This is a genomic window from Paraburkholderia sp. J7 (genome assembly GCF_905220155.1).
Classification (GTDB): Bacteria; Pseudomonadota; Gammaproteobacteria; order Burkholderiales; family Burkholderiaceae; genus Paraburkholderia.
In genome coordinates, this window is sequence record NZ_CAJMYZ010000013.1 from 219823 (window position 1) to 233971 (window position 14149).

The following is a 14149-nucleotide window of genomic DNA, read 5'->3' on the forward strand; positions in this document are numbered from 1 at the left end:
AGGCGGCGCATCGCGCGCTCATCAAGCGCCGCCTGCCCCTTCCAGCGCCTGCGCGAGACTCACATATTCCTCAACGGGCACTTCCTCGGCGCGGCGCGCCAGATCGAAGCCGAGCGCGTCGAAGTCGAGGCGTTCGCGGTAGTCGCTGAGCGTATTGCGCAGCATCTTGCGGCGCTGCGAGAAAGCGGCCGTCACGAGTTCGCCGAGCAGCGCATCGTTCACCTTCGGCAGTTCGTGCGGGGCGTAGGGAATCATGCGCACGATCGCTGAATCCACCTTGGGCGGCGGCTGGAACGATTCGGGCGGCACGTCGATCAGCTTGTCGATCACGTAGCGGTACTGGAGCATCACCGTGAGACGGCCGAACGCCTTGCTGCCGGGCTCCGCCACCATGCGCTCGACCACTTCGTTCTGCAGCATGAAGTGCTGGTCGATCACGCGCCCTGCAAACGTGGTCAGGTGAAACAGCAGCGGGCTCGAAATGTTGTACGGCAGATTGCCGACAATGCGCAGCGAGGGCTTCTCGCCCGGCGCTGCGAGCGAGCCGAAGTCGAACGCGAGCGCGTCACCCGCGTGCAGTTCGAGCAGCGGGCCGAACTTCTTCGTGAGGCGCGCAATCAGGTCACGGTCCAGCTCGACCGCGTGCAGCGGCGATTCGGGCGTGGCGAGGCGCTCGATGAGCGGCTCGGTGAGCGCGCCCAAACCGGGCCCGATCTCGACCATGCGCTCGCCGCGCTGCGGGCGAATGACGTCGACGATCGAGTCGATCACGCCCGTGTCGACGAGGAAGTTCTGGCCGAAGCGCTTGCGCGCGAAGTGGCCCTGGTGCTGTCTGCTGCTGTTGGACATCTTCTCTGGATTCAATCAGACAGCGCGCCGGTGGCGCGCCATCGAAACGGCGGTGTCGAGGGCGGCGATCAGGCTGCCTGCGTCCGCGCGGCCAGTGCCGGCGAGGTCGAGCGCAGTGCCATGATCAACCGAGGTGCGCACGATCGGCAGGCCGAGCGTGACGTTGATGCCTTCGCCGAACGTCGCGTATTTCAGGACCGGCAGGCCCTGGTCGTGGAACATCGCCAGCACGCAGTCCGCATCCTTCAGGTAGCGCGGCTGGAACAGCGTGTCGGCGGGATACGGGCCGCGCGCGTCGATGCCCTGCGCGGCGGCGGCGGCCAGCGCCGGGGAGATCGTGTCGATTTCCTCGCGCCCCAGGTAGCCATTCTCACCCGCATGCGGGTTGAGGCCGGTCACCAGAATCCGCGGCAGCGGCACACCGAAATGATGACGCAGGTCATGATCGATGATGCCAAGTGTTTCAACGAGCCCCTCGACCGTGAGCGCCGCGGAAACGTCCTTGAGCGGCAAATGCGTCGTGGCGAGCGCCACGCGCAACGGGCGCGCGCCGGTGCCCGCCAGCATCATGACCACACGCGGCGTATGCGTGCGTTCGGCGAGATATTCGGTGTGGCCGGTAAAGGGCACACCGGCGTCGTTGATGGTGCTCTTTTGCAGCGGCGCGGTAACGATCGCGTCGAATTCGCCCGCCAGTGCGCCGTCGATCGCGCGGTCGAGCAGCGCGAGAACATAGCGGCCGTTGGCGGCGTCGAGCTTGCCGGGCTTGGCTGGCGTCGCGAGCGCGATATGCTCGACCTGCACAGGCTGGTGCGCCAGCACGGCGGCCCAGTCTACGCTTGCGGCCTTCGCGCGCGCTTCGAGCAACGCGCTGTCGCCTAGCACGATGAACTGCGCGTCGGGCCAGTGGGCCGACGCGCCCGCGAGTGCAGCGGCGGTCAGTTCGGGGCCGACGCCGGCCGGCTCACCCGTGGTGATGGCGATGCGGATCGGCCCCGCCCTCCGCGGAGCCGGCGACGACGATGCGGAGGCGTTCATGGCTCGATCCCTGGGTGACTGCTTAGTTGTGCGGCGGCGTCATGCCCGCGATCTTGTAGCTGACGTAGGCGCTGTCGCGCAGCTGCCGCAGCCAGTCGGCGTAAGCCTGCTCCGCTTTGCGCTGGCCGATGGCCTGGCGCGCGAGTTCCATTTGCTGCGCGATCGAGCCTTCGGCGTCGCGGCGGCCCAGCACCTGGATCAAGTGGTAGCCGTACTCGGTGCGAATCGGCTCGCTCAACTGGCCGTCCTGCAGCGTGTTCATGGCGCGCTCGAATTCAGGCACGGTTTCGCCCGGGCTGATCCAGCCGAGATCGCCGCCCTGTGAGGCCGAGCCGTCCTGCGAGTAAGTGCGCGCGAACTTGGCGAAGTCACCGCCTGCCGCGAGTTCCTGGCGGATTTCGAGCAGCTTCTGGCGCGCCTGGGGCTCGGACATGCCGTCGCCCACACGCAGCAGGATGTGGCGCACGTGCGTTTGCACGAGCTTGGGCGCGTCGGCGGCGGTGCCCTGGCCCTGGCGGCGCTCGACGAGGCGGACGATCTCAAAGCCGTCGTTGGTGCGGATCACCGTGGGGTTCACTTCGCCCGGACGCAGCGTGGAAGCGGCCGTCACGAACTCGGGCGGCAGCTTCGACTGCGCCAGAAAGCCCATGTCGCCGCCCTTGCTTGCGTCGCTCGCCTGCGAATTCGACTTCGCGAGGCTCTCGAACTTGCTACCCGACTGGGCTTCCTTGAGCAGCGCGTTGGCCTTCGCCTGCGCGGCTTCGATGTCGGTTTCCGAGGCGTTCAGCGGCGCCTTGATGAAAATGTGCTGGAAGTGCAGATCGCTCGACTGGCCTGCGTTCGGTCCGCGCTGGCTCGCGATGTAGTTCGCGACTTCGGCGTCGGACACGGTGACCCTGCTGTCCACTTCCTTCTCGCGCAGCTTCGAGAGCGTGAGTTCGGTGCGCGCGTCCTTCATGAACGTGGTCCAGGGCACGCCAGCCGCCTCGATGCGCGCGCGATAGGTGGCGAGATCCATGCCGTTGGCCTGCGCAAGACGCTCGAGCGTGCGTTGCACGGAGGCGTCGTCGACAGTGATACCGTCTTCCTTGGCCTTCTGGAGCTGGATGCGCTCGAGCACCATCTGGTTGAGCACCTGCGCGCGCAACTGGTCCGCGGGCGGAACCGGCGCGTTTTGCTGCTGAAGGCGATGCGAAATGAGTTCGGCGCGGCTGTCTAGCTCGCGCTGCGTGATCACGCCGTCATTGACGACTGCGGCGATCGTGTCGACCGTCTGGCCGTTGCCAGCCGGGAGACCTTGAGCTTGCGCCGGCGCGGCCGGCAACACGCCTGCGACGGCGAAGAGACTCGCAGCGTACGCTGCCAGGCGAAGCTTTTTCATGATTCCCACAGATACTCCAATGTTGGCGGGCACGCTTCGCCCGTCTCTATGCAACCGACACCGCGTTGCCCCGAGGCGCCTTGTGCAAACAATGCGCTCCGGATCACGCGTTATTGATAATCAGTGAAGCGCGAATCCGGCGGCGACTGGGCCGGCAGCTGCGTGTACCCCGGCACTGCCGTCCTGAACGCCGCCACCAGCCCGTTGTCGACGTTCGAGAGTCCCTTGAGCGTGAGCTGCGCGAGAAACCGCGTTGACGAATTCGGCGTACCCGACGTATTGAGCCCGTTCGCGTAACGCTGCAGGCCGATCCCGAGCACCCAGCAGTCGGCGTCGTACTGCATGCCGACCAGGCCGTCGACGATCCGATGGCCGTTCAGATCGTAGTTGAAGCGGCCCACGGCGTACACCCGGTGCGAGAACGGCCATTGAGCCGAGATCAGAACCTGATTGATCGGCTGGAAGTCCAGCGTGGTGTTCGCCCGCGTGTAGCGGTAGGCCACGTTCAGCACGCGGCTCGTTCCCGGGCTGTACCCGAAACCGATGCTCGCCTTCGTGAGCTGGTTGTTGTCGGCATTATATTGGAACGCCGTTTCCGAAGCGAAACCAGCCCCGATTTTCAGCGCAGCACCCGCAATCAGGTCCGAATGCGTCGCCTGACTCGTGCTTTCGCCGGAGTTCAGCGTGACGCGCTGATCCTGGAAGTAGTACTGCTGCGCGATCACGAAGCGCGCGCGCTCGTCGCCCGAAGCCGGGTCGATGAAGCGCGTGGTGAGCGCGGCCGTAATGCGGTTCGCGTCGGCAATCCGGTCGTTGCCGACGAAGGTGTTCGGCGTGAAGATTTCCGCGAGGCCGAAGTCCGACTCTGCGGTATCGAAAAGGGGCGCGAACTGCTGGTTGTGGTACGGCGTGTACACGTAGTACAGCCGCGGTTCCAGCGTCTGGATGTAGTCCTGGCCGAACAGGTGGACCGAGCGGTCGAACACGAGGCCCGTGTCGAAGCTGAAGGTCGGGATCGATTCGGTGAAGCTCTTCGGCGTGCCGACGGGCGAACCGAAGGTCGTGCCCGCCGGGCCGATGTTGCTCAGGTTGTACGACGCGAAGTGCCACTGAACCTTCGGCGTGACGAAGTAACCCGGCCCCATCAAGGAATACGACAGGTACGGATTGAAGACGACGCGGTCGCCTTCGGTCGCGTTGTCTTCCGTGATGCGGAAGCGCGAATAGTCGGCTTCCATGCCGTAGTCGAAGCCGCCGACGTTGTACTTCGCGTACTTCACGTTCAACTGCGGCTCGCGGCCGTACGGCGGCGTCGACGACTCGACCACCTGCCAGTGCTGGTAGCGGCCGAGCACGGACCACGGTCCGTTGTTGTACGTGAGGCCGGCTTCCTGCTGGTACAGCGTCTGCGTACCGTTCAGGAACTGGTTGGCCGGCGACGACAGGTCCGACGGATAGGTATTGTCCGAGACCTTGTTGTAGTAGACGTACCCGCCGAACCCGTTGCCGAAGTTCTGGTTGTGCTGGATGAACAGCGCGTAGCGGTTCGTCTTCGTGATCGCGTCGTCCGGCAGGAAGGTGCCGGTGATCGATCCCGAGTAATTCGTCGAGAGATACCGGTAGTTGCCCTGCAGGAACACGCCACGCTTCGAGATGATCTCCGGCGTGAACGTGAAGTCGCGGTTCGGCGCGATGTTGAAGTAATACGGCAGCGAGATTTCGTAGCCGTTCGTCGAGCTGACCGAGAACGTGGGCGGCAACAGGCCGCTGCGGCGGTCGCCCGTAAGCGGGAACGACAGCCACGGGCTCGCGAAGATCGGCACGTCCTGGAAGAACAGCACGGCGTTGTGCGCGACGCCCTCGTCGCTGCCGGTGTCGAAATCGAACTCGCTGCCCTTGATGTACCAGGCCGGATTGGTCGAGCAGTGGCACGCGGTGTAGGTGCCGGTCGTGAGCACCGAGCGCTCGCTGTCCAGCAGGTCGGCGCGCGCGGCGCTGCCCGAGCCGCCCGTGAGCGTGAAGTGGTACTTCGGCGCGGGCATGAAGCCCTCGTTCGCCTCGACCTTCAAATGCGCCTCGGGCCCCGTGAACGTCGTGCCGTTCTGCACGACCACGACATTGCCGTACGCATTGGCCATGTCGGTGTCCTGGTCGTAGTGCAGGGCGTCGCCCTTCACCACGTTCGTACCCTGGCGCAGTTCTGCGGCGCCCTTCACTGCGAGATCGGTGTCGATCGTGCCGGTCGTCGAATCGCCGAGCACGAACGTTGCCGGGTGCTGGCCCGACGCGTTGGGGTGATCCTCGAGTTGCGGCGCGAGCCGCAGGCTCCACGGGCCGTCCAGCTGCTGGGGCTGCGCGGCCGCGCCCGAGAGCTGGGCGTGCGCGAGCGCGGGCACCAGACCCGGTACGGCCAGGAGTGCCGCGATGAGCCGCCGCTTACCCGGCACGCCGTCGTCACTAAGGGAGATCGTCTGGAAAAACTGTCTGGGCGGCATGTATGGTTTTGGCGAATCGGCCCGGCCGCCTGCCCTCTGCTTGATGGTGGCCCGCCTGGGCACCCGCCTCCCGATAAACCGGATCGAGGCCGGGGCTGCAAACAATTAATTACAATTCATCGAACCCTGGAGCGACGATGAATGCGGCGAGCGAACCGTCATGCGGGCTTTGGCGCGAGTCGCGTCAAAAAAGTCGTGGGGTATTATATGGCAAGACGTTGATCCACTGATTTTGCCTCTGGCTTTCATGACCTTTTCCGCCGCGCATTCTCCCGCCGCCTCACCTGCCGCATCCGCGACCGACACTCGCCGCGACCTGCTCGCCGCCTGGCTCGGCAGCCACGCCGGGCAGTACGCCCTCGACCTCGCAACGCTCGCCCCCGCCTCGGCGGACGCGAGCTTTCGGCGCTATTTCCGGCTCGCGAGCGCGGGCGCGCACGGCGCGACGCTGATCGCCGTCGACGCACCGCCGCCCGAAAAAAGCCGCGAATTCGCCCAGATCGCGCAGATGCTCGAGGCCGCCGGCGTCCACGTACCGCGCGTGCTCGAGGTCGATTTCGACGCGGGCTTCATGCTCGTGACCGATCTCGGCACCGCGCCCTACCTGAAAGCGCTGCAGGAAGCCGGCCCCGGCACACGCTCGCGCGAGCTGATGCGCGACGCTATCGAAGCGTTGATCCGCTGGCAGTCGAGCTCGCGGCCAGGCGTGCTGCCGGACTTCGACGAATCCTTCATGCGCCGCGAGATGGAGCTGATGCCCGAGTGGTATCTGGAGCGCCATCTGGGCCGCAAGGTGGACGAAGCCACGCGCGGCGTGCTCGATCGCACCTTCGCGCTGCTCGTGGCAAGCGCCCGCGCGCAGCCGCAAAGCTACATGCTGCGCGACTTCATGCCCCGCAACCTGATGATCGCCACGCCCAACCCCGGCGTGCTCGACTTCCAGGACGCGGTGTATGGCCCGATCACCTACGACGTCGTCTCGCTGTTGCGCGACGCGTTCCTGAGCTGGGACGAAGAGTTCGAGCTCGACTGCTTCGCGCACTACTGGGAGCGCGCCAAGAAGGCGGGACTGCCGGTCGACGCCGACTTCGGCGAGTTCTACCGCCAGCTCGAGTGGATGGGGCTGCAGCGCCACATCAAGGTGCTGGGCCTGTTCTGCCGCATCAACTATCGCGACAGCAAACCGCATTACATGGCCGACCTGCCGCGCTTTCTCAACTACGCGAGCAAGGTCGCGCACCGCTACCGCCCGCTCGTGCCGTTCGCACGGCTCATCGACGAACTGCAGGGCAGCGCCGTCGAAGTCGCCTACACCTTCTGAAACGGGCCGTCATGACCCAAACGAATCACACGCGGGACAAGGCGCGCCACGGCCGAACGGCCATGATCTTCGCCGCCGGACGCGGCGAACGCATGCGTCCGCTCACCGACACCTGCCCGAAGCCGCTGCTGGCCGTGGGCGGCAAACCGCTGGTCGTGTGGCAGATCGAGCGGCTCGCCGCGGCGGGCTACACGCGCATCGTCATCAACCACGCCTGGCTCGGCGCGCAGATCGAAGCCGCGCTTGGCGACGGTGCGCGCTTTGGCGTGACGCTCCACTACTCGCCCGAGCACGACGCGCTCGAAACGGCGGGCGGCATTGCACAGGCGCTGCCGCTGATCGAGTCGAACGGCACGCCCGAGGTGTTCCTCGCGGTGAGCGGCGACGTCTACAGCGCCTACGATTTCGCGCGCCTGAACCCGCACGCGCAAGCGCTCGCGGCGCAAGCGCAGCCGGGCATGCATCTCGTGATGGTGCCGAACCCGCCGTTCCACCCGAAGGGCGACTTCGCGCTGAACGCTGACGGCCGGCTCGCGCTCGAAGGCGCGCCGCGTTACACGTTCGGCAATATCGGCCTCTACGACACGCGCATGTTCCGCGATCTCGCGCCGGGCACGAAGCGCGCGCTTACACCGTACTATCGCGAGTCCATCGCGCAAGGACGCGTGAGCGGCGAGCTATATGAAGGCGTTTGGGAAAACGTCGGCACGCCCGCGCAGCTCGACGCGCTCGACGCCGCGCTGCGCACGTCGACTCACGCGCAACCCGGCTAAAAACCTGCAAACGCCCGCGCGCGGAGCGCTTCAGTTTCCGCCCGCCGCCGGCAACTCCACTTGCCCAGCTTCTGACTGCGGCACATCGCCCGCCTTCTGCTGCTGAAGCGCCCACATCTGCGCATAGTGTCCGCCCGCGCGCAGCAGTTCCGCATGCGTGCCGCGCTCGACGATGCGCCCGTGATCCATCACGATGATCTGCTGCGCGTGCACGACGGTCGAGAGCCGGTGCGCGATGACGAGCGTCGTGCGCTCGCGCGCGATCTGGTCGAGCTCGTGCTGGATGGCCCGTTCCGAGCGCGAGTCGAGCGCTGAGGTCGCCTCGTCGAACAGCAAAATGGGCGGATTCTTGAGCAGCGTGCGCGCGATCGCCACGCGCTGCTTCTCGCCGCCCGAAAGCTTGAGGCCACGCTCGCCCACCGGCGTGTCGTAGCCCTTGGGCAGACTTTCGATGAACGTGTGAATATGCGCCGCGCGCGCCGCTGCGATCACTTCCTCGCGGCTCGCCGTCGGGCGGCCATAGGCGATGTTGTAGTAGATCGAGTCGTTGAACAGCACCGTGTCCTGCGGCACGATGCCGATCGAAGCACGCAGCGAGTCCTGTGTGACGTCGCGGATATCCTGGCCGTCGATGGTGATCGCGCCACTGCTCATGCGGTCGAGATCGTAGAAGCGGAACAGGAGCCGCGCGAGCGTGGACTTGCCCGATCCGCTATGCCCAACCACGGCCGTGGTCGTGCCCGCCGCAATCGTGAAGCTCAGGTCGTGCAGAATCTGACGCGACGGCTCATACGCGAAGTTCACGTGCGAAAAGCGCACCTCGCCACCGCGCACCGCAAGCGCCTGTGCGCCGGGCACGTCGGCCACTTCGCGCTCGACGGTGAGCAGCGTGAACATGCGGTCCATGTCGGTGAGGCTCTGCTTGAGCTCGCGATACACCACGCCGAGAAAATTCAGCGGAATGTAGAGCTGCAGCATGAACGTGTTGATGAGCACGAGGTCGCCGAGCGTGAGCCGCCCCGCCATCACGCCCTGTGTGGCGCGCCAGAGAATGAATACGAGCCCCGTGCCGATGATCGCCTGCTGCCCGAAGTTGAGCGCGGAAAGCGAATGCTGCGACTTGATTGCGGCCTTGCGGTAGCGATGCAGGTTCTCGTCGTAGCGCTTCGTCTCCCACTCTTCGTTGCCGAAGTACTTCACCGTCTCGTAGTTGATGAGCGAATCGATCGCACGCGCGTTGGCGCGCGAATCGAGCTCGTTCATCGTGCGGCGATAGTGCGTGCGCCACTCGGTCACCTTCACCGTGAACACGATGTACGCAACGAGCGCGATGAGCGTGACGATCGCGTAATAAGCCTCGTACTTCACGACGAAGAAGCCGAGCACGAGACCCACTTCCACGAGCGTCGGCAGGATGCTGTAGAGCGAGTAGGAAATGAGCTGCGTGATGCCACGCGTGCCACGCTCGATGTCGCGCGACATGCCGCCGGTTTGCCGCTCGAGATGAAAGCGCAGCGAGAGCGCATGCAGATGGCGGAACACCTTGAGCGCGAGCTGGCGCACGGCGCTCTCGGTCACTTTCGAAAACAGGATTTCGCGCAGCTCGGTGAAGAGCGATGTCGAGAGGCGCACGATGGCGTAAGCCACCACGAGCAACCCGACGCCGCCCGCGAGCACGATGCCTGGCGCGTGCTCCGCGCGACCGAGCGCGGTGAGCTGGTGCACGGAAGCGAGACCGTCGACGATGTGTTTCATCACGATCGGCACGCCGAGGTTGGCCACCTTCGCGCCGATCAGGCAGGTGAGCGCGAACGCCACGCGCCATTTGTAGGCGGTGAGGTAAGGCAGCAGCGAAACGATCGTCTGCCAGTCGTTGCGCGGCCCGGTGGCGGGCAGTGCGGGTTCGTTGGAAGCGGGAAAGCGGCGCATGGGGCGAGCAGCGAGAAACGTGCGCAATGCGGCGCGCGAAAGCCGGTTCAGCAAACCGGAGCCTGGCGCGGCGCAAGCGGCACGGCGAGTCTTGTGGGGTAATCGGCGACGGGTTTCGCGAAGGTGGAAGGCTCTAATCGACCCGCCCGCCGCACCTTATGCTTTCCCGTACAATTCCTGATCAACGTATTGTCGCAGAAGGCGGCGCGCGCCGCTGAGCACGCCACGCCGGGCGCGCCCCGCTTGCCTCCAGCCTGCGCCGCAATGCTGTCCGCCGTTCGATCCCTTTTCATGGAAGCCCGATGACCGACTCCTTCCCGCTCCCCCAAAAATCGCCCGCGCTGCGCGTCGTGCCGCAACCCTCGGACGCCAACGTTCACGGCGACGTCTTCGGCGGCTGGATCATGGCGCAGGTCGACATCGCCGGTTCGATTCCGGCGAGCCGCCGCGCCAATGGACGCGTTGCGACCGTCGCGGTGAACTCGTTCGTGTTCAAGCAACCGGTGTTCGTGGGCGACCTGCTGAGCTTCTACGCCGACATCGTCAAGACCGGCAACACCTCGGTGACCGTCGAGGTCGAGGTGTACGCGCAGCGTATGCGCCTTCAGGAGGAAGTCGTGAAGGTGACGGAAGCTACGCTCACCTATGTTGCGACCGGCACGGACCGCCGCCCGCGTCAGCTGCCGCCGATTGAATAACGCTTACGCCCGGCCGCTGCGCCGGGCTTAGCCCGTCCACGCCAGCCCCGGCGCTTCCTCGTACGTTGCGCTCGCGCGCAACAGCGCCGCGGCCTCGTCGCCGGGTAGCGGCGGCGCGAAGAAGTAACCCTGCAGCTCGTCGCACGCGCGATCACGCAAGAAGGCGAATTGCGCCGACGTCTCCACCCCTTCCGCGATCACCTGCAACTGCAGCTCGTGCGCAAGCGCGATGATGGCCGCCGTGATCGTTTCGTCGTCGCTGCTCGTGCCGATGTCGGCCACGAACGAGCGGTCGATCTTGAGCCGGTCCACCGGCAAGCGCTTCAGGTAGCTCAGGCTCGAATAGCCGGTGCCGAAGTCGTCGATGGCAATGCCGATGCCGAGCGCGTGCAGCTCGTTCAACATCGACACGGCTTCCTCGGCATTGCGCATGAGCGTGCTCTCGGTCAGCTCAATTTCGAGCCAGCAGGCTTCCAGCCCGGTTTCCTGCAGCACGTCCTTCACGAGCTGCGCAATGTCGCGCTGGTGGAACGTCTTCGCCGAGAAGTTCACGGAAACGCGCACGGGCGGCAGCCCCGCGAGTTGCCACGCCCGGTTCTGGCGGCACGCCTCACGTAGCACCCAGTCGGAGAGCGGGCCGATCAGGCCGCTTTCTTCCGCCACGGGAATGAACTGCGCAGGCGACACAAGCCCAACCTCCGGGTCGCGCCAACGCACGAGCGCCTCCATGCCGACGACGCGGCCGCCCTCGATCTCCACCTGCGGCTGGTAGTGCAGCAGGAATTCGCTGTCGCGCAGCGCGCGGCGCAGGCGCCGCTCGAGATTCAGGCGCGCACCCACATTCGCGTTCATCTCCGGCTGGAAGAACTGGAACGTGTTGCGGCCCATGTCCTTCGCGCGGTACATCGCGACGTCGGCCTTCTTCATGAGCGTTTCGGCGTCGTTGCCGTCCTGCGGGAACACGCTCGCTCCCATGCTGCAGCCCACGTACAGTTCGGTGCCGTCGATCCACACCGGCTCCGAGATCAGCGCGCGCGCGCGCTCCATCCAGCCGATCAGCGACTTCTCGTCGATGGTGTCGGTGAGTACGATCACGAACTCGTCGCCGCCGTGGCGCGCGACCGTGTCGGTCGTGCGCGTGCAACGCTGAAGCCGCTCGGCCACCACGCCGAGCAGACGGTCACCCACGCTGTGGCCGAGACTGTCGTTGACGTTCTTGAAACCGTCGAGGTCGATGAACACCACGGCCACGCCCGTGTCGTGCCGCTGCGCCGCGAGCAGCGCGTGCTGAAGCCGGTCGCGCAGCAGGTTGCGGTTGGGCAGCAGCGTGAGGCTGTCGTAGTTCGCCTGGTATTCGAGCTGCTCCTGATAGCGGATCAGCTCGGTCACGTCGTTGATGATGCCAATGTGATGCGTGATGCGGCCATCGAGATCAGGCACCGGCGCGATCAGCAGCTGGTTCCAGAAGAGCGCGCCGTCTTTGCGGTAGTTGCGCAGCACGGCGCTCACTTCGCGATTGGAGAGCAGCGCCTTGCGCACCGCGATGAGGCCGTCCTGATCGCGGTCGTCGCGTTGCAGGAAACGGCAGTCCTGGCCGACCACCTCGGCCGGATCGAAGCCCGTGATGCGGCGAAACGCAGGATTCGCGTACTCGATCAGATTGCTGCCGCCCGGGCCCGGCGCGGTGATGAGAATGGCGTTCACGCACGCATCGAGCGCGCGGCTTTGCAGGCGCAGCGCGAGGTCGGCGCGCTTGCTTTCCGTGGTGTCCGAGTACGAGCCGAGCACGCCGATCACGCGGCCGTCGCCATCGAGCAGCGGCAGCTTGCTCGTGAGCGTCGTGCGGTGCAGGCCGTCGATCGTGTGGTCGTCCTCGAAATTGATGCGCGGCAGGCCCGACTCGATCACCTCGCGATCCTGTTCGCGCATGTCGTCGGCGTAGGCGCGCCACGGCAGGTCTTCGTCGGACTTGCCGATGATCTGCTCGGGGTAGGCGAGGCCCGCGTCGCGCGCGAACGTCATGTTGCAGCCGAGATAGCGCGATTGCGCGTCCTTCCAGAAGATGCGCTGCGGGATGTTGTCGATCACCGACTCGAGCATCTGGTTCGAGCGCTGCGCCTCCGCCTCGGCCTTGATCTGCTCGGTGACGTCGTCGGCGAGCACGAACACGGCGTCGCGGCCGAGGAAGGTGAGCGAGTGATGCGAGATGTCGGCGCTGATGATCGAGCCGTCGCGGCGGCGATGGTGCCAGATGCCGGCCATCATGCGCACGTTCTGCGTGAGCATGTCCGAGCGCGTGAGATGTTGCTCGAGCCGCGAGACGTCCTCGGCGGGACGGATGTCGCGGATCGTCATCGCAAGGAACTCCTCCTCGCTGTAGCCGTATTGCTGGATCGCGGCGCTATTCACGGCGAGAAAGCGCAGCGTCTCGCGGTCGAACACGTACATCGGCACCGGGTGCGCGTCGAACAGCCCCTGAAAGCGCTCGCTGCGCAGGCGCATGCCGCTCACGGCGCGCAGCTTCTCGCGGGCGGCGCTTTCGCGCGCGCCGAACGTGTAGATGAGCAGCGTCCCACCCGCGAGCATCGTCACGATCAGCAGCAACAGGGCGCGGCCGCCCGAGCGCGCCGAGTCGGCGAGCGCGGCGGCGAGCGCCAGATCCTCCGCGCGTTGCAGCGCCGCGAGCCGGGCGTCGAGCTGGTCCACGAGGGTGTCGATGCGGATGTATTCGCCGGCGAGCCACGCGGCAGTGGCAGGCGACGGCGCTTCGGCCGTGAGTACTGCTGTGGGCACAGCGGCGGTTGGAGGTGTTGCCGCAGCAGGCGGCGCGGCGGTCGCTGTGACGGGATTTTGGGTGCTGCTTGCCGCGACGTTTGCCACGCCGTTTGCTGCGATATTTGCCGCGACACTCGCGCCGAGCGGCGCCACGGTGAGCGTATCGAGCGTCACGGCGCTCGCCGCCACATCCGCCGCGGCGTGCAGCGGCAAGATAGTGCCGGTCACGACATGGCCGGCCATGCGCGCGTCTGCGGCGTTCGCGGGTTGAACCGCCTTCGCGGCGGCGGCATTGCGTGCGGGCGCCTCGCGCGATTCCCATGGCGCTGCGGGCGAACGAGCGGCATCGGCTGGCATTGCCGTGCCGAATTCCTGGTTGGCCGCGCCGTCAGCCGGAGCCGCCGCCGCTGGCGCGGTCCCGTTCGCCGCAGCCTGTCCGCGCTCGTCGGCAACGCGCTGCTCGGCGCGCGCGAGCGTCACGTCGATCTCGCCCGCAATGGCAGTGGCCTGCGCCGCCAACGCATCGAAACGGGCGGCGAGGTCGGCATTGCCGGCCAGCTCCGCACGCAGTGCGCGGCCGGTTTCGTCGAGCATGACGGCGCGCGCATCGTGCGCGGCCGCCGACTCCGGCTCGCCCTGCACTGCGAAGCGGCCCAGCGCGCTCACACCGCTGCCAAGGGCATCGCGATAGCGGTCGAGGTCGTGACGGATCGTCGCCGCCTGGCTCGCGCGCAGGTCGATCTGGCGCTGACCGTCGATCTGAGTCCACGCGACAAAAGCGTTCGCGCCCACGGCCGCCGCAACGACAGCCAGATTGATGAGTTGGCGCTTCGAAAAAAGAAGGTTCATGAATGCCGAGCGTCGTTCGCACCCGCGCCGTGAGCGCGGGA

At 66.3% G+C, this 14149-nt stretch carries 9 protein-coding genes; 3 read left to right on the top strand and 6 right to left on the bottom strand.

Going from position 1 to position 14149, the window contains the following annotated elements; all coding sequences use genetic code 11:
* Nucleotides 1–21: 21 nt before the first annotated feature.
* The 4 genes from rsmA to U5A58_RS22275 form a co-directional block, all read right to left on the bottom strand.
* Nucleotides 22–849: a 16S rRNA (adenine(1518)-N(6)/adenine(1519)-N(6))-dimethyltransferase RsmA gene (gene rsmA / locus U5A58_RS22260; protein WP_321963034.1), complete on the bottom strand. Its 828-nt coding sequence runs from the start codon at nucleotides 847–849 to the stop codon at nucleotides 22–24.
* A 15-nt stretch (nucleotides 850–864) separates the two neighbouring features.
* Entirely contained in the window at nucleotides 865–1887 is a 1023-nt protein-coding gene (gene pdxA, locus U5A58_RS22265; RefSeq protein WP_321963035.1) for a 4-hydroxythreonine-4-phosphate dehydrogenase PdxA, read from the bottom strand.
* Between the two features lie 22 nt (nucleotides 1888–1909).
* Entirely contained in the window at nucleotides 1910–3277 is a 1368-nt protein-coding gene (locus tag U5A58_RS22270; protein WP_321963036.1) for a peptidylprolyl isomerase, read from the bottom strand.
* A gap of 101 nt (nucleotides 3278–3378) precedes the next feature.
* The gene (locus tag U5A58_RS22275) at nucleotides 3379–5763 is read right to left on the bottom strand and encodes an LPS-assembly protein LptD (protein ID WP_321963037.1); all 2385 of its coding nucleotides are present in this window, start codon (nucleotides 5761–5763) and stop codon (nucleotides 3379–3381) included.
* Between the two features lie 247 nt (nucleotides 5764–6010).
* On the opposite strand from U5A58_RS22275, the gene U5A58_RS22280 reads away from it, so the two are divergent.
* Together U5A58_RS22280 and murU are read left to right on the top strand one after the other, a co-directional pair.
* Nucleotides 6011–7084 carry an aminoglycoside phosphotransferase family protein gene (locus U5A58_RS22280; protein ID WP_321963038.1) on the top strand — a complete coding sequence of 358 codons (1074 nt, stop codon included), beginning with the start codon at nucleotides 6011–6013 and terminating at the stop codon, nucleotides 7082–7084.
* Nucleotides 7085–7095: 11 nt separating this feature from the next.
* Entirely contained in the window at nucleotides 7096–7857 is a 762-nt protein-coding gene (murU, locus tag U5A58_RS22285; RefSeq protein WP_321963039.1) for an N-acetylmuramate alpha-1-phosphate uridylyltransferase MurU, read from the top strand.
* Between the two features lie 30 nt (nucleotides 7858–7887).
* On the opposite strand, the gene U5A58_RS22290 is transcribed toward murU, so the two are convergent.
* Nucleotides 7888–9786 carry an ABC transporter ATP-binding protein/permease gene (locus U5A58_RS22290; RefSeq protein WP_321935168.1) on the bottom strand — a complete coding sequence of 633 codons (1899 nt, stop codon included), beginning with the start codon at nucleotides 9784–9786 and terminating at the stop codon, nucleotides 7888–7890.
* A gap of 302 nt (nucleotides 9787–10088) precedes the next feature.
* On the opposite strand from U5A58_RS22290, the gene U5A58_RS22295 reads away from it, so the two are divergent.
* A complete protein-coding gene (locus U5A58_RS22295; protein WP_158758619.1) occupies nucleotides 10089–10484 on the top strand; it encodes an acyl-CoA thioesterase in 396 nt (131 codons plus the stop codon).
* Nucleotides 10485–10511: 27 nt separating this feature from the next.
* Here U5A58_RS22295 and U5A58_RS22300 read toward each other — a convergent pair whose 3' ends face one another.
* Nucleotides 10512–14108: an EAL domain-containing protein gene (locus U5A58_RS22300; protein ID WP_321963040.1), complete on the bottom strand. Its 3597-nt coding sequence runs from the start codon at nucleotides 14106–14108 to the stop codon at nucleotides 10512–10514.
* Between the last annotated feature and the right edge of the window lie 41 nt (nucleotides 14109–14149).

Coding starts and splice junctions, on each gene's coding strand:
- U5A58_RS22300 (WP_321963040.1), bottom strand. CDS start 14,108: ATGAACCTTCTTTTTTCGAAGCGCCAACTCATCAATCTGGCTGTCGTT.
- U5A58_RS22295 (WP_158758619.1), top strand. CDS start 10,089: ATGACCGACTCCTTCCCGCTCCCCCAAAAATCGCCCGCGCTGCGCGTC.
- murU (WP_321963039.1), top strand. CDS start 7,096: ATGACCCAAACGAATCACACGCGGGACAAGGCGCGCCACGGCCGAACG.
- pdxA (WP_321963035.1), bottom strand. CDS start 1,887: ATGAACGCCTCCGCATCGTCGTCGCCGGCTCCGCGGAGGGCGGGGCCG.
- U5A58_RS22290 (WP_321935168.1), bottom strand. CDS start 9,786: ATGCGCCGCTTTCCCGCTTCCAACGAACCCGCACTGCCCGCCACCGGG.
- U5A58_RS22275 (WP_321963037.1), bottom strand. CDS start 5,763: ATGCCGCCCAGACAGTTTTTCCAGACGATCTCCCTTAGTGACGACGGC.
- U5A58_RS22280 (WP_321963038.1), top strand. CDS start 6,011: ATGACCTTTTCCGCCGCGCATTCTCCCGCCGCCTCACCTGCCGCATCC.
- rsmA (WP_321963034.1), bottom strand. CDS start 849: ATGTCCAACAGCAGCAGACAGCACCAGGGCCACTTCGCGCGCAAGCGC.